General features: G+C 62.3%; 20 protein-coding genes. 11 read left to right on the top strand and 9 right to left on the bottom strand.

Annotation, left to right across the window (positions count from 1 at the left end; all coding sequences use genetic code 11):
- Positions 1-40: 40 nt before the first annotated feature.
- The gene (locus tag HMPREF0721_RS06355) at positions 41-1,492 is read right to left on the bottom strand and encodes an alanine/glycine:cation symporter family protein (protein WP_006598822.1); all 1,452 of its coding nucleotides are present in this window, start codon (positions 1,490-1,492) and stop codon (positions 41-43) included.
- A 206-nt stretch (positions 1,493-1,698) separates the two neighbouring features.
- Between HMPREF0721_RS06355 and HMPREF0721_RS06350 the strand changes: the two genes are divergently transcribed.
- The 3 genes from HMPREF0721_RS06350 (at position 1,699) to HMPREF0721_RS06340 (ending at position 3,171) form a co-directional block, all read left to right on the top strand.
- Complete coding sequence (locus HMPREF0721_RS06350) at positions 1,699-2,226, top strand: sigma-70 family RNA polymerase sigma factor (RefSeq protein WP_006598820.1); 528 nt, start codon at positions 1,699-1,701, stop codon at positions 2,224-2,226.
- Complete coding sequence (locus tag HMPREF0721_RS06345) at positions 2,171-2,791, top strand: hypothetical protein (protein ID WP_006598819.1); 621 nt, start codon at positions 2,171-2,173, stop codon at positions 2,789-2,791. Before HMPREF0721_RS06350 ends, HMPREF0721_RS06345 begins: the two co-directional genes overlap by 56 nt.
- A 140-nt stretch (positions 2,792-2,931) precedes the next feature.
- Complete coding sequence (locus HMPREF0721_RS06340; protein ID WP_006598818.1) at positions 2,932-3,171, top strand: hypothetical protein; 240 nt, start codon at positions 2,932-2,934, stop codon at positions 3,169-3,171.
- Positions 3,172-3,321: 150 nt separating this feature from the next.
- On the opposite strand, the gene HMPREF0721_RS06335 is transcribed toward HMPREF0721_RS06340, so the two are convergent.
- Complete coding sequence (locus HMPREF0721_RS06335) at positions 3,322-3,882, bottom strand: TetR/AcrR family transcriptional regulator (protein ID WP_006598817.1); 561 nt, start codon at positions 3,880-3,882, stop codon at positions 3,322-3,324.
- 224 nt (positions 3,883-4,106) lie between these two features.
- On the opposite strand from HMPREF0721_RS06335, the gene HMPREF0721_RS06325 reads away from it, so the two are divergent.
- On the top strand, positions 4,107-5,966 hold the full coding sequence (locus HMPREF0721_RS06325; RefSeq protein WP_006598815.1) for a heavy metal translocating P-type ATPase: 1,860 nt from the start codon (positions 4,107-4,109) through the stop codon (positions 5,964-5,966).
- Between the two features lie 556 nt (positions 5,967-6,522).
- On the opposite strand, the gene HMPREF0721_RS06320 is transcribed toward HMPREF0721_RS06325, so the two are convergent.
- Together HMPREF0721_RS06320 and HMPREF0721_RS06315 are read right to left on the bottom strand one after the other, a co-directional pair.
- A complete protein-coding gene (locus HMPREF0721_RS06320) occupies positions 6,523-8,265 on the bottom strand; it encodes a [FeFe] hydrogenase, group A (protein WP_006598813.1) in 1,743 nt (580 codons plus the stop codon).
- Positions 8,259-10,097 (bottom strand): NAD(P)-binding protein, encoded by a 1,839-nt coding sequence (locus HMPREF0721_RS06315; RefSeq protein ID WP_006598812.1) that lies wholly within the window; start codon positions 10,095-10,097, stop codon positions 8,259-8,261. The genes HMPREF0721_RS06320 and HMPREF0721_RS06315 overlap by 7 nt, the downstream gene beginning before the upstream one ends.
- Before the next feature lie 174 nt (positions 10,098-10,271).
- Here HMPREF0721_RS06315 and HMPREF0721_RS06310 point away from each other — a divergent pair, with 174 nt between their 5' ends.
- The 4 genes from HMPREF0721_RS06310 to HMPREF0721_RS06290 all read left to right on the top strand — a co-directional run bounded on the left by HMPREF0721_RS06310 (position 10,272) and on the right by HMPREF0721_RS06290 (position 11,999).
- Complete coding sequence (locus HMPREF0721_RS06310; RefSeq protein WP_040639959.1) at positions 10,272-10,481, top strand: hypothetical protein; 210 nt, start codon at positions 10,272-10,274, stop codon at positions 10,479-10,481.
- 2 nt (positions 10,482-10,483) lie between these two features.
- The gene (locus HMPREF0721_RS06305; RefSeq protein ID WP_040639958.1) at positions 10,484-11,002 is read left to right on the top strand and encodes a flavodoxin; all 519 of its coding nucleotides are present in this window, start codon (positions 10,484-10,486) and stop codon (positions 11,000-11,002) included.
- 510 nt (positions 11,003-11,512) lie between these two features.
- Positions 11,513-11,737 (top strand): DUF1659 domain-containing protein, encoded by a 225-nt coding sequence (locus tag HMPREF0721_RS06295; protein ID WP_006598808.1) that lies wholly within the window; start codon positions 11,513-11,515, stop codon positions 11,735-11,737.
- A gap of 37 nt (positions 11,738-11,774) precedes the next feature.
- Positions 11,775-11,999: a DUF2922 family protein gene (locus tag HMPREF0721_RS06290; RefSeq protein WP_006598807.1), complete on the top strand. Its 225-nt coding sequence runs from the start codon at positions 11,775-11,777 to the stop codon at positions 11,997-11,999.
- 211 nt (positions 12,000-12,210) lie between these two features.
- On the opposite strand, the gene HMPREF0721_RS06285 is transcribed toward HMPREF0721_RS06290, so the two are convergent.
- A complete protein-coding gene (locus HMPREF0721_RS06285; protein ID WP_050786971.1) occupies positions 12,211-13,470 on the bottom strand; it encodes a hypothetical protein in 1,260 nt (419 codons plus the stop codon).
- 198 nt (positions 13,471-13,668) lie between these two features.
- Between HMPREF0721_RS06285 and HMPREF0721_RS06280 the strand changes: the two genes are divergently transcribed.
- From HMPREF0721_RS06280 to HMPREF0721_RS06270, 3 genes are read left to right on the top strand one after another with little or no spacing between them, the layout of a single operon-like run.
- Positions 13,669-14,184 carry a YcxB family protein gene (locus tag HMPREF0721_RS06280; RefSeq protein ID WP_006598805.1) on the top strand — a complete coding sequence of 172 codons (516 nt, stop codon included), beginning with the start codon at positions 13,669-13,671 and terminating at the stop codon, positions 14,182-14,184.
- A gap of 56 nt (positions 14,185-14,240) precedes the next feature.
- Positions 14,241-14,843 carry a DapH/DapD/GlmU-related protein gene (locus tag HMPREF0721_RS06275; protein WP_006598804.1) on the top strand — a complete coding sequence of 201 codons (603 nt, stop codon included), beginning with the start codon at positions 14,241-14,243 and terminating at the stop codon, positions 14,841-14,843.
- Positions 14,833-15,324, top strand: coding sequence for a hypothetical protein (locus HMPREF0721_RS06270; protein WP_006598803.1), 492 nt, complete (start codon positions 14,833-14,835; stop codon positions 15,322-15,324). The genes HMPREF0721_RS06275 and HMPREF0721_RS06270 overlap by 11 nt, the downstream gene beginning before the upstream one ends.
- Positions 15,325-15,330: 6 nt before the next feature.
- Here HMPREF0721_RS06270 and HMPREF0721_RS06265 read toward each other — a convergent pair whose 3' ends face one another.
- The 4 genes from HMPREF0721_RS06265 to HMPREF0721_RS06250 form a co-directional block, all read right to left on the bottom strand.
- Positions 15,331-15,723 carry an MATE family efflux transporter gene (locus HMPREF0721_RS06265; protein ID WP_006598802.1) on the bottom strand — a complete coding sequence of 131 codons (393 nt, stop codon included), beginning with the start codon at positions 15,721-15,723 and terminating at the stop codon, positions 15,331-15,333.
- Positions 15,716-16,684: an ABC transporter ATP-binding protein gene (locus HMPREF0721_RS06260; protein ID WP_006598801.1), complete on the bottom strand. Its 969-nt coding sequence runs from the start codon at positions 16,682-16,684 to the stop codon at positions 15,716-15,718. Before HMPREF0721_RS06260 ends, HMPREF0721_RS06265 begins: the two co-directional genes overlap by 8 nt.
- Positions 16,681-17,475 (bottom strand): ABC transporter ATP-binding protein, encoded by a 795-nt coding sequence (locus HMPREF0721_RS06255; protein WP_006598800.1) that lies wholly within the window; start codon positions 17,473-17,475, stop codon positions 16,681-16,683. The genes HMPREF0721_RS06260 and HMPREF0721_RS06255 overlap by 4 nt, the downstream gene beginning before the upstream one ends.
- Before the next feature lie 190 nt (positions 17,476-17,665).
- Positions 17,666-19,249, bottom strand: a complete 1,584-nt coding sequence (locus HMPREF0721_RS06250) for an ABC transporter substrate-binding protein (protein ID WP_040639956.1) — start codon at positions 19,247-19,249, stop codon at positions 17,666-17,668.
- Positions 19,250-19,361 lie beyond the last annotated feature (112 nt).

The following is a 19,361-nucleotide window of genomic DNA, read 5'->3' as shown; positions in this document are numbered from 1 at the left end:
CACCACGCCAGGAATGCAGAGCTGTTTTTCGTTGTGCGGGTCATGACGCGGATCGGTCGGATGCGTTTATTTCCCGGGAAATCCGCGGGCGCTCGTGTCGGCGCTTCGCGAAATAGTCCCCGGCCAGCTGCACCACCGTGGGCGAAAGGGCCAGCACCGCGATTAGGTTGGGGATGGCCATCAGCGCGTTCATCGTGTCGGCGATCTGCCAGACCACGGCCAGCTGCACGTTGGCGCCGACGATCACAAAGAGGATATAAAACGCCTGATACACCTTGATGCTCTTCGTGCCGAAGAGAAATTCCGTGGCCCTCGCGCCGTAAAGGCTCCAGGAAAGCAGGGTCGAGAAGGCGAACATCGTGATGCACACGGCGATGATGATGGCCGCCGCCTTGCCGCCGAAGGTGGTGGCGAAGGCGGAAATGGTCAGATCGGTGCCGGCCGTCCTGCCGTAAAACGCCGGGGCGCAGCCGGAAATTAAGATGGTCAGCGCCGTGAGGGTGCAGATGACGATGGTATCGGCAAAGACCTCGAACACGCCGAAAAGCCCCTGGCGCACCGGGTGGGAGACGTTGGCTGCCGCGTGGGCGATGGGCGCCGTGCCGAGCCCCGCCTCGTTGGAGAAGATCCCCCGGCCGAAGCCCGCCTTGACCACCTGCACGACGGCAACGCCTGCCAGCCCGCCGCCGACGGCCCGGGGCGAAAACGCCGACTCGAAAATCAGCGCGAATACCGAGCCCAGCGCCGAAGCGTGGCCGATCACCACGGCGAGGGTCGCCCCGATATAAACCAGGGCCATCACCGGGACGAGCTTTTCGGTGACGACGCCGATGCGCTGCATCCCGCCGAAGAGCACCATCACCGTGAGGACGGCGCCGACGACGCCCACCGCACAATAGACGATCTGCAGCTGGCCCGCCGTCATCGCCGGGTGATAGGCCTTGAAGATCGCGCCGACGGAGGTGGCGATGGTGTTGATCTGGGTGAGGTTGCCGGTGCCGATGGCCGCGATGGCCGCAAAGAAGGCGAAGAGTGCCCCGAGAAAACGCCAGCGCTCGCCCAGCCCGTTTTTGATGTAATACATCGGGCCGCCGATCCAGTCGCCGAGGCGGTTGCGCTCGCGAAAATGCACCGCCAGCACGATTTCCGAAAATTTGGTGCACATGCCGAAAAGCGCAGCCACCCACATCCAGAAGATGGCCCCCGGCCCGCCGAGGGAAATGGCCCCGGCCACCCCGGCGATATTGCCGGTGCCGACGGTACCCGCCAGGGCGGTGGTCATGGCCTGGACCGGGGTCAGGGCGCCGTCGCCGCCGCCCTCGCCGGCAAACAGCTTGCCGACGGTCTCCCGCAGGACGTGGCCGAAGCGGCGAAACTGCAGAAAACCGAGCCGGATCGAAAGAAAAATGCCCGTGCCCACCAGCAGGATGAGCATGGGGATGCCCCAGACAGCTGCGTTGGCCGCGTCAAGAAAGTGCGTGAATGTTTGCATAAAAAATCCTTTTCTGATGATGATGCGCGGCGCGCGGCCGCAATGCTATTATTTTAGCAGGAAACGGGAAGGGGGTCAATTTTTTGTCCGCGGCCGCAAAAAAAACGACCGGCGGCGCAACTTTTTTGCCGCCTCGGTCGTATGATAGATAAAGCCGTTCAAAAGCCGCCGGGGATTTGCCGGCGGGGCGGCGGAAAGGAGGCAAAATGCGACTGACAACAGAGGAAGTGGTCCGCCGCTACGGCAAGCGCTGCTTTGCCGCGGCCTTTAGCGTCTGCCAAAACGCAGCCGACGCCGAGGACGTGGTGCAGGAGGTGTTCATCCGCTACCACACCAAGCCTCGGGCGTTTGACAGCGAGGAGCATCTCAAGGCGTGGCTTTTGCGGGTGGCGATCAACCGGGCCCGGGACGTGTGCAAAAGTTTCTGGCACCGGCACCGGGTCACCTGGGAGGAGACCATGGCGGCCCTGCCCTTTGAAGCGCCGGAGGACAGCGCGCTGTTTGCAGCGGTGATGGCCCTGCCGGACAAATACCGGGTGGTCATCCATTTGTATTATTATGAAGGCTACGCGGTGCGGGAGATCGCGGCACTGCTCTCCCGCCGGGAGAACACGGTGAAAAGTCAGCTGCGGCGCGCCCGCGCCCTGCTGAGAGAACAACTCAAGGAGGCCTGGAACGATGACGAATCGGACGAACCATCAGACCAATCGCGAATGGTACAGCAGAACCTTTGATACCCTGGCGCCGAAGCGGGATTTTCTGGCCAATCTTTCGGCGCCGAAACGGCGGGCCCGCCTGTCCCGGACAGTGGTGGCGGCGCTGGTGGCCCTGGCCATGGCCTTTGGCGGCGTGAGCGCCTATGCGGCCAATCTCGGCGGGATTAAGCGTCAAATTCAGCTGTGGATCCACGGGGACCAGACAAACGCTGCCCTGACGGTGAAGGATGACGGCAGTTACACCCTGCGCTACCGCGACCGCGGGGGCAAGACCCGCGAGCAGGCCGGCGGCGGGGTTGTGATGGAGGCCGGCGGCAAAGAGCGCCCGGCGACCGCGGCCGAAATTGAGGAACACCTTAAGGAGCCGGATCTCGAAGAGACCAAGGACGGCCGGGTGCTGGTGGAATACGGCAGGACGCGCCTGGACATCACCGACCGCTTCAAAAACGGCGTGTGCTACGTGAAGCTCACCCATGGCGGGAAAGTGCTTTACATGACTGTCAAGCGCCACGGCGGCTACGCCATCAGCCCCGACGCCTATATCGCGCCGGATCGCTTTAATGTGAGCCATCCGGAGGATTAGCGGCGGCTTCAAACCAGAGGCGATTGGATTTGAAGGCGGCCCTTTCGGGCCGTCTTTTTTGCGGCCTGATCCCAACGGGATCCCCGATGGATAAAATTTTTGATTTGCAGGAAAACACGGTGGAAGCGCCGGAAACTTGAGTGCAGGCCAGAAACAAGACAGGCGTGGATCAGAATGATCATATCGGCGTCGAGCAGCTGATTGCGATGCGGGAGGATTCTGAGCCGGCGGCTTGCCCGGTGATGATCCTCATCAGCCTGGCGGGCGACTTTACACCACAAACCAAAAGATTGGCAGAAAATCACAACATGCTGCTCATCAACGGGCGCCAGTTCGCCGCGCTGTGTTTGCAGTATGGGCTGATCGGCAGCCCTTTCTGAGGGTGGCCCCACCCGGCGGGACCGGCCCTGCGGCCGGGCGTTGACGGTGGCGCACCGGGACGACCTAAGGGATTTGCCGATGGCAGGCAGCGGCCTCGATGGATGCGCTCCGGAAAAACCGGGGGCATCCATTTTCGGATGGGCGGGGCGTCATTGCAGCACCGGATCGATCACCGCGCAAAAGCAGGCGGCGAGTTCCTCCGGGGTGGCGCGCCGGTCGCCGTCGATCCAGAAGCGCACCGTCTCCACGAAGGTGGCCACTAAGTGCCCGAGGAGAAAATCCGCGGGCAGGTCGTCCCGGGCGGCGATGGCGTCCGCCAGCTCCCGGGCGAACACCGCCTTGAGCGCCCGGCGGAAGGGCTCGAGAAAAAGCCCCGCCGCGTCGGAGGCGAGCACCCGGGCAATGGGGCGGCCCTCGGCCTGCAGGTGGTAAAACATGTGGGTGATGGCGGAGCGGGTGTCGCGCTTTCCTTCGAAATCGTGGGTGGGCTCGGCCCCGTCGCGATGGGCGGTCACATGGGCGCAGATCGCATCGCACAGGGCCTTAAACAGGTCGTCCTTGGTCGGAAAATGGGCGTAAAAGGTGGAGCGGCCCACATTGGCCGCATCGATGATAGCCGCGACGGTAATTTTGTCGTAGGGGGTGGTGGCAAGCAGGTGTTCAAAGGCGGTAAAAATAGCTTGTCTTGTTTTTTGCTGGCGCCGGTCCATGGGGCCTCCTTCAAATTAAAAGGGCGAAAAGCCGATCAAATCCGGACAAAAACCGCGAAATGTGCCGTAAGGAACAGGCCGCCGGTTTTGTGTCTGGCTTTTTTTGTTTGCGCAGCCTATCATGGGGATAACGAACAAAATGTTCGCTATCGGCTGTCTGTCTTTTATTTTAAGGGAGCGATGCGTTTTTTGCAAGCCGGGCGGACACAAAAGGAGGCATCGCCATGAAGCAACTGCTCAAAAATTGGCTGTCAAACGAAACAAAAGTGACCGTCGTCTGCGCGGGGATCTCGGCGGCGGCGCTCATCGCCTCGCTGGCCGGCGGGCTTTCGGCCCTGCCGGTGAACATCGCCTGGGTGGGCATCATTTTATGCGGGGTACCCATCGTGGCGGGGGCGGCCGCAGCGCTTGTCACCGAGCACGACATCAAGGCCGACGTGCTCGTATCCATCGCGCTGATCGCCTCGGCGATCGCCGGCGAATGGTTTGCCGCCGGCGAGGTGGCGCTGATCATGCAGATCGGTTCCCTGCTGGAGGATTACACCGATCATCGGGCGCGCCGGGGCATCGCGGCGCTGGTGGCGCTCGCGCCCAAAATGGCCCGGGTCGTCGCGGCGGACGGCGCTGTGGCGATGGTGCCGGCGGAAACCGTGGCCGTCGGGCAGATCCTGCGGGTGGTGGCTGGAGAGACCGTCCCGGCGGACGGTGTCATCACCGTCGGGCAGACCTCGATGGATCAGAGCGTGATGACCGGGGAGCCCCTGCCGGTGGATGCGGGCCCCGGGGACGCGGTGATCTCCGGCACGGTCAACCGCTATGGCAGCTTCGACATGCGGGTCACGGCGGCCGGGGATGACAGCGCCCTCGCCCGGGTGATCGCCCTGGCGGAGGCGGCGGATGCGGAAAAGGCGCCCATCGTGGGCCTGGCGGACCGCTGGGCCAGCTGGCTCGTTCTGGTGGCGCTGGCCTGCGCCGGGATCACGGGTCTTGTGACCCATCAGTGGATGCGCGCGGTGACGGTGCTCGTGGTGTTTTGCCCCTGCGCCTTCGTCCTCGCGACGCCCACGGCGGTGGCGGCGGCTATCGGCAATCTGACGCGCTACGGCGTGCTGATCCGCACCGGGGACGCCCTGGAGCGGCTCGCGGCGGTGGAACGCCTGGCCTTTGACAAAACCGGTACCCTCACCGTCGGAAAGCCGGCGGTGCGCGCAGTGCGCGCGGCGGATGGTGACGCCGGACGCCTGCTGCGGCTGACTGCGGCGGTGGAGGCCCGCTCGGAGCATCCGCTGGGCAAAGCCATTGCACAGGCGGCGGATGGTTCTTTGCCCGAGGCGACGGATTTTAGGATGACCCCGGGCCAAGGGGTGGCCGGCACGGTGGAAGGCCATGCGGTAATGGCCGGGCGGCGGGCCTTTCTTGCGGCGCAGGGGGTGGTGCTGCCGGCGGCTGCAGCGCCGGAACGCGGCCAGACGGTGATTTTTGCCGCGGTGGACGGCCGCTTTGCCGGCACCCTGGTCCTGGCGGATACCCTGCGGCCGGCGGCTGCGGCTGCGGTGGCCGGTATCAGGCGGCTGGGCATCGTGCCGATGCTTCTCACCGGGGATCACGCCGAAGCGGCGGCTTCCGTCGCCGGGGCCGTCGGCATCGACACGGTGCGCGGGGAGCTGCTGCCGGACGAAAAGCTCGCGGCGGTGCGCTATGACGCGGCGGATCCAACCGCGCCGAAGATCGCCATGGTGGGCGACGGGGTGAACGATGCGCCGGCTTTGGCCGCGGCCTATGCGGGCGTTGCCATGGGCGGGATCGGCTCGGACATCGCCGTGGAAAGCGCGGACGCCGTGCTCGTCGCGGACGATATCGCCCGCCTGCCCTATCTGTTTGCCCTGTGCCGCCGGTGTCTGACGCGCATCAAGGTGAACATCGTCGTCTCGATGCTCATCAATTTCACGGCCATCGCCCTTTCGGCTTCGGGCGTGCTCACGCCGGTGACCGGGGCGCTGTGGCACAATTTCGGCTCGGTGTTTGTGGTGGTCAATGCCGCGTTTTTGCTCGCGGCCAAGGATAAAGGGACGCCGTCCGAGTGACGGGGCGGCGCGTTTGAAGGATCGGCTTTGGCATTAAGGCGGCTCGAGGGGGCCGCTTTTTGTGTGCCTTGATTTGAAGATAGCGGGCGGCGCGGCGGGCGCAAGGGGAAAGTGGAGGCCCCTACAAACATTTCGCAGGGATTTGATTGATCAAATCCAGATGGAGGGCATTTGAAATTGCCAAAAGATCGATGAAGAGCACGATGGGTTCGTGCCTTTTAGCGTCTGGCAAACGTTTCGTCGCAATGATTCGTCCTTCTGTGAGGGAAGGCGAAGGGGGGTGATCGATTGGTTTCACGCAAGGCGGATGAGGTCGCTTTTGACCAATCGAACTGCGCTTTCAGCTTGTTCTCTTGGAACGCTCCTCGGCGGTCTTTTTGCGGTTTTTTTTCGAAAACAGCAGACGACTGGCAAGGGGGGCTTCACCAAGGATCCCGCAGGGATGCGATTCATCGCGTCCGCATGATGGTCCGGATATTCTGCCAACGAAAGTGTGGGCGCGGCGTTCCCCCGCAAAAACCCCCGAAGCGCAGACTTCGGGGGCTTAGCGTTTCGGTTATAAACCGCGGGGCATGGCCCAGTGACGGTGGTCGGTGTGGAGCAGGCGGCGGGCGGCGGGGCTGCCCGGCTCGCCGTAATGGTCGCGGTAGAGCGCTCGGATATCCGGATTCTCGTGGCAGTGGCGAATCGGTGCGCCGCGGTCGAGGAAATAGAGATTCTTCCCCCGGGCGAAGGCGCGCTCTTCGCCGTCGTGGATGGGCTGTCCGCCGCCGCCGACACAGCCGCCGGGGCAGGCCATCACCTCCACAAAATCGTAGCGGGCCCGGCCGGCCTCGAGGGCTTCGATCAAACGGCGGGTGTTCGCGAGACCGCTCACCGCGGCGACGCGCAGGGAGGTGTCTCCGATGGCAAAGGTTGCCTCGGTGACGCCGGTATCTTGGCCCGTCGCCCGCACATCGGCGAAGTGATCCCCGGGGCAGTTGCGGCCGGTTAGGGTGTGATAGGCCGTGCGCAGGGCGGCCTCCATCACGCCGCCGGTCGCCCCGAAGATGATGCCCGCGCCGGAGACGCTTTGATACAGGGTGTCCGCCGGGACGGCCTCGAGGGTCGCCATGTTGATGTGGCAGGCGCGGATCAGCCGGGCGAATTCCCGGGTGGTCAGCACGCAGTCGGTCTCGTGGCCGGCGTATTCCCCGGCGTAAAGGGGCATCTCGGCCTCGCTCTTCTTGGCGAGGCAGGGCATCACCGCCACGGAGAAGAGGCGGTTCGGATCCAGATTCTGATCCTCGGCAAAGGCCGTTTTCATCACGCTGCCGAACATCTGCATCGGCGACTTGGCCGTGGAGAGGCGGCTCTCGAGATGAGGATATTCACTTTTGAGAAAACGCACCCAGCCGGGACAGCAGGAGGTGAACATCGGGCGCTCGGCCAGATCCCCGGCGGCAAAGCGCGCAACCAGCTCGTTCGCCTCTTCCATGATGGTCAGATCGGCGGAGAAGGCCGTGTCGAACACGTAATCCGCGCCCATTTTTTTTAACGCGTCAAAAATCTTGCCCACCGGGGCCGCCTCCAGGGGCAGGCCCAGGGATTCGGCCCAGGCCGTGCGCACTGCCGGCGCGACCTGCACCGCAACGGTGGTGTCCGGGTCCATCACGGCGCGCAGGAAGCGGCCGGTATCGTCCCGCTCGGAGAGCGCGCCCACCGGGCAGTGGGTGACGCACTGGCCGCAGAGGGAGCAGCCTGCGTCCTCGATATTGCGGGCGTGGGAGACGTTCACGGTGGAGCGGGAGCCGGTGCCCTCAAAATCCCAGACGCCAAGGCTTTGCATCTTGTCGCACACCTGGATGCAGCGCATGCACTTGATGCATTTGGCCGCGTCGCGGATCAGCGGAAAGTCCCGGTTCCAGGGGCGGCGTTCGATGCAGGACTCGAAGGGAACGTCCTGAATGTTGAGATCCCCCGCCAGATCCTGCAGCGAGCAGTTGCGGCTGCGCACACAGGTCGCACAGCGAAAATCATGCTGGGAGAGGATCATCTGCACAGTGCGGCGCCGGTCGACGGTAACCTTGGGGCTATTGGTTAAAATGGCCATGCCCTCGGCGACGACGTTGTTGCAGGCGGTGAGCAGGCGATCGGTGCCTTTGATCTCCACCGCGCACACCCGGCACGCGGCGATCTCGTTCAGATCCTTCAAAAAGCAGAGATGGGGAACGGCGATGCCGATCGATTCGGCCGCCTGCATGATGGTGGTGTTTGCCGGCACGGTGACCGGGATGTGATCGATGGTGCAATTTACCATTGGGGCTGCCTCCCGCCTTTAAAAATCCCGAAGCCGTAGTGGTCGCAGCGCAGGCAGCGCGAGGCCTCCTGACGGGCCTCCGCCGGCTGCATGCACAGGGCCACGCCCTCGAAGTCGCGCACCCGTTCGCTGGCTTCCCGCTCGCCGGGTTCCACCCGGCCGCAGGGCGCGTGGTCAAAGTCGCCGATGGCGGGATCGGGGACGGCCACGTCGCAGGTGATCTCGTGGCGATAGCCCAAAAATTCGTCGATGTTGGCCGCCATCACCTTGGCCGCCGCGATGGCCTGGATCACCGTGGCCGGGCCCGAGGCGCAGTCTCCGCCGGCAAAGAGGCCGGGCAGACCGCGGAAGCCGCCGTTGGGCAGGGTGAAGATGGTGCCGCGCTTCACGGGGATGCCGGCATTTTCGTAATGGTCGGTTTCGATGTTCTGGCCGATGGCGACGATGAGGGTGTCGCAGGGGATGCGCACATCGGCGTCCCCCGAGGGCACCACCGAGGCGCGCCCGTCCTTGATGGCGGAGATCATCTGGGGGGTGGCCCAAAGGGCGCACACCCGGCCGGTGCGATCCACCTCGATGCGCGCCGGCGCCCGGAGGGTGGCCAGCTCGACCCCCTCCTCCCGGGCCCCGTCGATTTCGCCGGCCAGGGCGGTCATGTCGGCCGCCCGGCGGCGGTACACACAGCTGACTTTCTTCGCGCCGAGGCGCACGGCCGTGCGCACGGCGTCCATGGCCACGTTGCCCCCGCCGACCACGGCGACGCGCCGGCCGGCGAGGTCGGTGGTGAGCCCCTTGCCCACATCCCGGAGAAAGCGCACCGCGGAAACGGCGCCCGGGGCGTCCTCGTGTTCGAGGCCGAGCTTCTTGTCGGTGGAAGCGCCGATGGTGATCAGCGTCACGTCAAAGTCGCGGCGCAGCGCCTCCAGGGTGAGGTCCTCGCCGATTTTAACCCCGTGGCGCACCTTCACCCCGGTGGCCAAAATGGCGTCGGTGTCACGCGCAAGCTCGCGCTTGGGCAGGCGGTAATTGGGGATGCCGTAGCGCAGCATGCCCCCGAGGGCCGGCAGCATTTCAAACACCGTGGTCTGGTGGCCCATCAGCTGCAGGTAATAGGCGGCGGAAAGCCCAGCCGGCCCCCCGCCGATGACGGCGATTTTTTTGCCGGTGGCCGGCGCGCAGGGCGGCGGCGGCACCACGCCGGCATGGTCGGCGGTGAAGCGCTTGAGCCCGCAGATATTCACCGCGTCGTCGACGATGTTGCGGCGGCAGCGCGCCTCGCAGGGATGCTCGCAGATATAGCCGCAGGTGGCTGGGAAGGGATTGTCCTTGCGGATCAGGCGGATGGCGTCGGCATAGCGGCCCTCCCGCACCAGGGCGATGTAGCCCGGCACGTCCACATGGGCGGGGCACAGCGAGACGCAGGGCACCGGCTGAGCCGTGAGGCAGTGGCAGCGTCCGCTTTTGATGTGCGCCTCAAAATCGTCCCGGCATTCGCGCAGGCAGCGCCACACCATGTGGGCGGCCTCGTAGCCGATGGCGCAGTCCGCCGTTTCCGAGATGGACCTGGCCGTCTCCTCGATGAGGGCGAGGGTGGCCATCGTGGCCTCGCCGTCGAGCACCTCGGTGAGCAGGTGCTTGAGCTGCAGCAGGCCGATGCGGCAGGGCACGCATTTGCCGCAGGTCTGGGCGTGGCAAAGCTCCAGAAAGGCCCGGGTGGTATCCACGGGGCAAATCCCCGGCGGGCTCGCCTCGATGCGGCGCTCCAGCGTTTTGTAAAGTTCCTCCACCATCAGCTCGGCGGCGGCGGGGGTGTAAAGTTCCAGTCTGCTCATGGGGCTCCTTTCTGACGATCGGCGGGGCCGCGGTGCGCGCGGCGCGATCGCCCTTGATGATTTGAATGATGGATCAGGGTTTATTTGAAAAAATAAAGAAATACACGAATATTGTACAATTGTATGTAAACAAGTGCAAGATAAGTTTAAACTTTGTCAAGGAAGGGTAAATTTTTGGCAATTCACGAAATTTTGACATCGTTTTATCAAACTTGGCCCGATGGGGATTCGGGCGGCCGCGTCGGGGCGCCGTCGTCGATTTGGATGGCGGCGATGCGAGGGCTCCGGCTTCAAGACGGCGAATGCGCTAAAAAAGCGGGGCGCCTCATTGTGTGCGGGGCCGCGGGGGCGTATAATGGCAATAACAGCAAAGAGGAGGTATGATCATGGCAAAAACATTGGTGATTTATTATTCGCGCACCGGCGAAAATTATGTGGACGGCAGCGTGAAGGTGCTCGACAAGGGCAATACGGCCGCCGTGGCCCAGATGATCGCCCGGACGGTGGACGCGGATTTGTTTGAGGTGCGAACGGTGAAACCTTACCCGGCGGATTATTATGCGTGCATCGATGTGGCGAAGCAGGAACTGCGCGACAAGGCCCGTCCGGAGCTCATTGCCAAGCTGGCAAGCGTCGCGGGTTACGACAACGTCGTGGTGGCCGGCCCCTGCTGGTGGGGCACCTATCCGATGGCGATCTTTACCCAGCTGGAAGCCCTGGATTTTGCCGGCAAGCGCGTCTTCCCGGTGATGACCCACGAGGGAGCCGGCCTTGCGGGCTCGGCCAAGGCGCTTCGGCAGGCCTGCCCGGGGGCGGAGGTCGGTCCGGGGCTTGCCGTGCTCGGCGCCAGCGTGGGCGAATCCGGCGATGTGGTGGCCAAGTGGGCCAAGGACAACTTAGCGTAAAGCCGCCCGGCCAAACCGTAAAAGCCGCTCGAAAGAGCGGCTTTTTTTGTGTGGAACTTTTTCTCGGTCAGGAAAGGCCCGGGCCCTTCGCAAGGACAGCCCCCGCAAGGGAAACAACGCACCTTTCCGTTTAGACGCCCCCAAGGAAAAAGAAGCCGCCCCACCGATTCTTAAATTTTTCTTTCGCGCATCGGCGGCATCCGCCGGCCTGTTTGTCCGGGGCCGATCGGGCCGGGATGCGCTGCCTTTGGGCGCAGGGACGCCGGCAGCGGGCGCCCCCGATGCCGGCCAGATTGGCCACCTTTCATTATTATTAAATATAAAACATAAAGGTAAAAGGCGCGCGCGAGAAAAAGCAAAAAATCCGCCGACGGGGCAGAGTCGGCCGCCCTGGTTTTCGGCGCGCATCCCCATCTTGCCCTTGCGCTTCGTTTTGAAAGGGGTATCATCAAATCAAGATCATGATCGACGGCAGGCCTGCCGACAAAAAACAAGAAAGCAGGTAATCAAATGGCAATCACAGCAACAAGAACCGCGCTGGCCCTCCGGGTGCGCCTGAATTACGGCGTCCAGGATAACGGCAGCGTCAAAACCACCAGCAAAACCTATGCAAACCTCAACCCGAATATCAGCGACGAGCAGATTGTCGCCGGGGCGAAGGGGCTCGGTCTGATGCTCACCCCGGCCCTGGAGACCATCTCCCGGGTGGAGACCACCCAGCTGGTCGAAGGCTGAATGCAAGGCTAAGGCGTTTGAAACGAAAGGAGAACACATGGAAACTTCGAGATATCTGGCCATTGAATGGACCACGGAAGCCGGGGGAACCGGCACCCTGAATCTGATGGATTACAAGACGGATGCGGATGATGCCGCAATCAAGGCGGCGCTGGACACGGTGGTGGCCAACAAGCTTTTCGCCTATGACGGCAGCCCCATCGCCGCGGTGAAGGCGGCCAGCCGCGTCGGCCGCACGGTGACCCCGGTCGCCCTGGCATAACGGCCAAGACAAAACCGAAGCCCGGCCGCGTGCCGGGCTTTGCGGCTGGAGGGGGCATTCGATTTGGCGTGAAGCCCTTCGAGCAAGTGAACCGCTCAAGGGAAAGGGCGTGCCGGACAAATGCCCCCATCCCACGCATTCACAGAAAAGAGAACCGATGCAACTCGATTTATGGCGGGCGGCACTAAAAAGACATGCGGCCGGCATGTTTTTAGCATGATGACAAACGGGAATGGCACACGGCTGGGCCAATGGCCCCGACGCCGAAGATCACGGCCGCGGCGGCCATCAAAAGTTGCCGCCCGTAAATCCCCAGAAGGAGAAGCATCAAAAACACGAGCGTCGCATCGGCGGCCGGGAAACCGGCAAAGTCGGCATAGGGCGCGGTCCGGGGGCAGCCGCTTCGGAAGCGGCGGATCCAGAAGCGCGCATAGACCGCGAGCAGCCCGAGGATGAGCAGTAGATAAAGATTGTCGCCGGGCACATAGAGATAGCCGTCGGCGCCGCGGAAGATAACCGGATCCCATGCGGTAAAAATCAGTGCGGCGGTCGCCGCTGCGGCCGCTCCGATGCGTTTCATGGCCGCGAGGATGCGGTTTTCGGGCGATGCCTTCGGAGCCGGCGGCCACGCAAGCCGCAGAATCAGCTTCGGCAGGGCGATCGCGAACAGCAGGGCGGCGCCGAAACAGCTGAAGCCGAGGCGGTAGCTGCGGCCGGCCAGAAATGCCTGTGTCATATCCCGGGTTGACAGAATGTCGCCCAGGTCCGAGCGGAGCCGGTAGGCCATCGCGTCCGGATTTTGCATGTCGCAGTGAAAACTGCCGTAAATTCCCATGACGACCGGCCGACGACCGCTTTTTTTCAGGGACCGATATTCCCGTTCAAAGTTTTCGACCATCCGCGCCTCGCGCCAGGCATCTGCAGCCGGCGACGACAGATCGAAGCGGTAATAGCGCTTTCCCTGGCGGATATTGTCAAGCGTTCGGCGGTACGCCTCGGTGTGCGTCCGGCCGTGATTTTTCAGATAAGTCAGATACCAGGCGCCGTCGGTGTCGTAGCGATGGCCGACATCGGTGCCGTGAAAAACGGTCTGCGGCTCATTTTTCTTGATGCTGCGGTAAAAGGCCAGCGTCGCGGGCGTGTGGGACGGCGACCCCTTTGAGTGGCGATAGATCCGCTTCAAAATGGTGTCGTCCCCCGCGCGCATCCAGAGGTTCAGCGCCTGCGCGGTAAAATAGGCATCCTCGATAAAAAGATCCCGGCTGCCGCGGCGGTAATACTGATGCCAGAGCGCAAGCTCTTCCTCCAGCAGCGGCGAAACGCCGTGGGATTCTCCGCAAAGGGCAATTTTAACAGGCCCCCCGGGCCGATAAGACGGAGTGTGCTCACAATGCGGCAGCGCGCAGGCGATGGCCGCCGCCAGCACGACGGTTAGCAGCAGGCCGGGATATTTTTTAAAAAATGATTTCATAATGGGCGCCTCCGATTGAAATGATTGAAATGATTGAAATGATTGAATTGATAAGTATTTTATCACAAAGAGCCGGCAGCCGCGCGCCCTTTGCGGATTCGGACCGACGGCAGCCGCCGGGCGGTCGGCGGCTGCACCCGTGTTGATGGGTCCGCGGTTTTGTGCTATGCTTTTAGCGAAACGGAGGTTAAATGACAGATGAACACCTATCACACGGCAACGGTCATCACCTATGCGGAATACAAGGCTATGTGCCGGGCGATCAATGGGAAGAAGACGGCGCTGATTATCGGCGGATTGTCCTTGTTTTTGATTGTCGCCGGAGCAGGCACCTGGATAACAGACAACCGCGGTCTCGGTATTTTTTTCGTGGTTCTTGGGGTGATCTATCCCCTTTTGCTCCATCTGGTGAGCAATAGGGCGATTCGCAAGGTCTACCGCACGACCAAGATTTCCCAAAACCTGCCGCTGGACTACACCTTTGAGCCCGAGCGGGTTATTGTGAAATCGACAAACGGCGAAAGTCAAATTCGTTATGAAGATCTTTACAAGGTGATTGAAACGCCCACCCATTTTTATTTGATGATCGGCGGCAGGCAGGCCTATATTGTGGTGAAGGCGAATTGCGAGCCGGCGCTGATTGCTTTTTTAAAAGCGCTCCGGGAGCAGATCGGCCGCAAAAATCAATCGGCTGGCCGTTCAAAAGCGCGTTAAACGCTTTTGGCAGGGATTTGCATCGTTGTTAAAAATCGAAAACAGGAGGCAGACGAATGGAATTATCCGAACTCCTTGCCCGTTTTAACCGGGGCGAGGTCGTTGGGGAGAACCGGGAGGCTGTGGAAGAGATGCGCCGCTTCAGCCGAAAGGCCCAAAAGATCACGATGGCCATCAACACCCGCTACCACGAGCCGGAGGAACTGGCGGCGCTGTTTTCTGAGCTGATCGGGGAGCCGGTGGGCGCGGATTTCGGCCTGTTTCCCCCGTTCTATACCGATTTCGGCAAGAACATCCACATCGGCGATCGCGTTTTTATCAACGTGGGCTGCAAATTTCAGGATCAGGGCGGGATTTTTATCGGCGACGGCGCTTTAATCGGCCACGGGGTGGTGCTGGCCACCCTCAACCACGATCTCGATCCGGCCAGGCGGCAGCAGCTGCATCCGGCGCCAATTCGCATCGGGCAGGGCGCGTGGATCGGGGCCGGCGCCACCGTCACCGCCGGGGTTACCATCGGCGAGTATGCCGTGGTGGCGGCCGGGGCGGTGGTCACCCGGGATGTGCCGGCGAATACCATGGTGGGCGGCGTGCCGGCCAAGTTGATTAAAAACATCGAAGGCGCCGCCTCCAAAACAATGAAGGACCATGTGGGATAAAAAGCCCGCCAGGGTGCGCTATATCGGCAAGAAAAACGAACGGTTAAGTCCATTAACGGTTTATAACGCCTATTTTTTAGAATATTGGCAGGGTGTTAGAAACGCCTTGCACGTTTTGGACGACACCGGTGAGATCTTTAATTTTAACCGGTTTGAAGATTTCGAAGTGCTCTCAGATCCGGACGGCGTGTTAAATGACGACGAGGCGTTGGTGCAATGTGCGGTGTGTCGCTATGAAGGGGACCTGCCGGATCTGATTGCCGACAAAGTATATAAGGCGATCGGCTGTGATAAAAACGGGTATTATCTGGTGATGGACGAATCGTGGGATTGTTATTTTTATCCGCCGGATGCTTTTCAAGTGATCGATGATCCCCAAAATATTCTATGCCGCCAAAGTGTTTATTACAGCTTTTATAATGAGGCAGAAGATATTCGCCAATGGTTTGGAGAGGATCGGCGAAATCAAAAAACGTGCTGATGGTTGTCAGCACGTTTTTTTAAAGGGTTGTTTTCGCCGCACGCCAAAGCGGTCGTAAAGCCTCAGGGCCAGGCCCGCGGCGATCCAGGTGACGGGATAGGCGGTGTAAATCACCCGGGGATCGGCCAGATGGAGGGCGCCAAGCCCGACGAGGATCCACCCCACCCGCAGGCCGCACACACAAAAAAGCGCGATCGCCATCGGCCAGAAGGTGCGCCCTTCGCCGCGCAGGCAGCCCGCTAAAGTTTGGTTGTGGGCGTAGATAAAATACAGGGGGATGCACCAATGTATCTGCCGCACGCCCCAGACGATCACGGCCGCGTCGGTGGTGAAGATCGCGATCAGCGGCTCCGCGAAGATCAAAAGCCGTTTGCGGATGTCCGCCATCCGGTCAGGCATGGGCCACCCGGTGACAGGTCACCTGGTGGCAGGCGCAGGTGTGGCCCGGGGCGATTTCCGTGAGCACCGGTTTGTCCCGGCGGCACACGTCAAAGCAGTCGGGGCAGCGGTCGGCAAAGGGGCAGCCCCGGGGCCGGTCCACCGCGGAGGGCACCTCGCCGGGGATGGTTGCGATGGGCCGGGAGAAATCCATGGCCACGTCGAAGATCGCGGCGATCAGGCTTTTGGTGTAGGGATGGCGGGCAGCCTCCGGCAGGGCGCCGGCGGGCAGGGTCTCCACGATATTCCCCAGATACATCACCGCGGCGCGATCGCAGAATTGTTTGACCAGCGCCAGATCGTGGCAGATAAAGGCGATGGCGATGCGGCCCCGCTTTTGGATGCGGCTCACCACGGCGAGCAGTTCCTTTTGCACCGAAACGTCCAGGGCGGCGGTGGCCTCGTCCATCACGATGAGCTCCGGCTCCACGGCGAGGGCCCGGGCGATGCCGATGCGCTGGCGCTGGCCGCCGCTCATGCTGTGGGGATAGCGGCTCGCGAAATCCTCGGGCAGCTCCACCAGGCGCAGCAGCCATCGGGCGGCTTCGTCCCGGCGGGCCCGGTCGATCAGGCCGAAGTTGTCCATCGGCTCGCACAGGATGTCCCGCACGCGCATCCGGGGGTTAAAGGCCCGGGTCGGGTCCTGGAAAACCATCTGGACGGCGCGGCGTTCCTGGCGGCGGGCTTCCCCCTTCGAGGCGGTGATATCCCGACCGTGGAGCAGGATCTGCCCGGAGCTCGGCGGGGTGAGCTTGAGGAGCATCCGGGCCAGGGTGGATTTGCCGCAGCCCGATTCCCCGACGATGCCGAGGGTTTCGCCCGGGGCAATGGTCAGCGAGATGGCGTCGCAGGCGGTCAGTTCCCGGCCGTCCGGCGTGGGAAAGCGTTTGGTTAAATGTTTCGTTTCGAGCAGGGCGGTCATCGGGGCATCCTCCCTTCGGCCATGGTGGGCACGGCGGCCAGAAGCCGTTTGGTGTAGGGATCGGCGGGGCGGTGCAAAATCGCGTCGCGCGCCCCGGTTTCCACAATGCGCCCGTCCTTCATCACGACGATGACATCGCTCATATAGGCGGCGACGCCGAGGTTGTGGGTGACCATCACGATGGCCTGGCGGTCGTGGTGGGCGCGGTTGAGGGCGATCATCTGGCGCACGATCTGGGCCTGGGTGGTCACGTCCAGGGCGGAGGTGGGCTCGTCGGCGAGGAGCAGCTGGGGGTCGAAGGCCATGGCCATGGCGATGCCCACCCGCTGGCGCATCCCGCCGGAAAGCTCGAAGGTGTAGGCGGCCATCACCCGCTTTGGATCGGCGAGGTTCACGGCGCGAAGCCCCGTCAAGGCGAGCTCGCGGGCGTCTTTGGGGTCGAGGTCCGGATGGTGGGCGACGAGCATTTCGACAAATTGTTTGCCAATGGGCAGAATGGGATTGAGCATCGCCCCGGCATCCTGGAAGATCATCGCGATGCGCTCGCCCCGGTAGGCGAGCCACTCTTTTTGGGAAAGGGCGGTGAGATCCACATCATCCAGCAGGATTTGGCCCTCGGCGATATGCCCGTCCCCCGGGAGCAGGCCCATGGCGGCGCGGATCACCGTGGTTTTGCCGGAGCCGGATTCGCCGACGATGCCGACGATCTGCCCGGTGTCGACGGCGAGGGAAAAATCCTCGACGACGGGGCGTTCGCCGTAGCAGATGGTCACGTGGTTGAATTGCAGCATGGTTTCTCCTGTAAAATGGGTGCGGGTGGCGGTTGGGCTCGGAACAATGATTCCTCTTCAGGACAAAAAGCGCCCCTTGGGTGTAAGGAGAGGGTGCCTGGGGGAGGGTTGTCGGTCACCCTCCGTAAACCGATCAAACGGGCGCGGGGAAATCCCCGGCTCGTCGCGCTTGTTTGTGGGGGAAAATGCCCTATGAGGCGGGCCTGATATCCTTGGTGATCCAGTAGTAATCCACGGGCAGATAGGTCACGCCGGTGACATTTTTGGACCAGCAGATATTGGTCTTGTAATAGCCGTTGACGATCACGGCGGCGTCGTCCTCGAGAATTTGCTGCAGCTGGGTGAAGAGCTGCCTGCGGGCGGCCGTGTTCTTGGTGGTCTTCAGCTGGGCGTAGAGCGCGTCGTACTGGCCGCTGGCGTATTTGCCGTAGTTGTTTTCGGCGCCGGATGAAAAGTTGAGCATAAAGCCCTGGGGATCGCCGGACTGCATGACGTTCCAGGTCAGGTTGGCGAGATCAAAATCCCCGGCGACAAGCTTGTTCCAGTGGGTATCGGCGTCGGTTTTCTTCACCGTTACCTTGATGCCGATCTTCTTCATGAAATCCGCCTGGGCCTCGGCAAATTCGGGGAGATTGCGCCCGGAGAAGGTTAGATAGGTCAGGGTGATGTTCTTGCCGGAAAGCTCTCGCCAGCCGTCTTTGTCCGTGTTTTTGATGCCGGCGGCATCCAGGATGGCTTTGGCCTTTTTGAGGGAATAGGGCGTGGTGTCCTTCACGTCTTTGCTGCCGTAGTCGATGGCGGTGGGCAGAATGCCGACGCCGGGGGCATAGAGCCCGCCGACCGTTTTGTTGCAGATCGTTTTGTTGTCCACGGCGGTGCAAAGGGCCCGGCGCAGGGCTTTGTTGGCCAGGGGGCGGCCGGCGCGCATATTCATATAGGTAAAGCCGGTGCGGACGGCCTGGACCTCCTTCACGCGGTAGTTGCCGTCGTCCTTGAGGGTCTTCAGGTCTGTGGCGGTCGTTATGTTTTCCGCGACGTCCTGATCGCCGCTTTGCAGGGCCAGCGCCTTGGCGGAAGCGTCGTCTGAGCAGGTGAAGATCACCTTTTTATAGGGCACCTGGCCGTCCCAATAATGCTTGTTCTTTTCGAGGGTGTAACTCTTTTTGGTCTTGATTGCTGTCACGACGTAGGGGCCGGTGCCGATGGGCCGGCTTGAGACATCGGTTTTCGACGAAGTGTCAATCATGCAAAAGTCGGGATGCGCCAGGGCCGCCGGCACGTCGACGTACTGGGCCGGGTCGGTGGTGATGGTGAGGGTCCCGGCGGCGTCGTCCGCCGCGATGCCGGCGGGATTCAAATAGGTGGAGGGGGTGGTCGTGCCCTTTTTCGCCTTCTCGTTGGCGAACATCCGATCGATGGCGGCTTTTGCGCCGGAGGCGGTCAGCTTTTTGCCGTTAGAGAAGACGACGTTCTTCTTCAGGGTGATCACCCACCGGGACTGATCGGCGTTCACCTGACAGCTCTTGGCGAGCCAGGGCCGGGCCTTGCCGTGCTCGTCGAGGCGAAAGAGGGTCTCGCCGATGCCGAGGCGTTCAAGCTGCCAGGCGGCGTTGTCCATATAGGACGGGTCGAGATTGCCGCCGGCATAATCCGTGCCGACGAAGCGCAGGGTGTCTTTATCGGCCTTGCTGACGCGGCAGGCGGCCAGCGAGCAGGCCATCACACAGGCGAGCGCCACCGCTGCAATTAAAGGGAACACTTTTTGTTTTTTCATCGTTGTTTCTACTCTCTCTTTTTTAACAGACGCCGTCAAAGGCGCGGCCGGAAAAACGGCCTCACAAATAATGAATGCAAATCGGCCGAAGGAAAAGGGGGCCTGCGCGCCG

The sequence above is a fragment of the Pseudoramibacter alactolyticus ATCC 23263 genome (assembly GCF_000185505.1).
GTDB lineage: Bacteria > Bacillota > Clostridia > Eubacteriales > Eubacteriaceae > Pseudoramibacter > Pseudoramibacter alactolyticus.
Note: the sequence above shows the minus strand (reverse complement) of the source record. Positions and strands in the feature narration are given on the sequence as shown.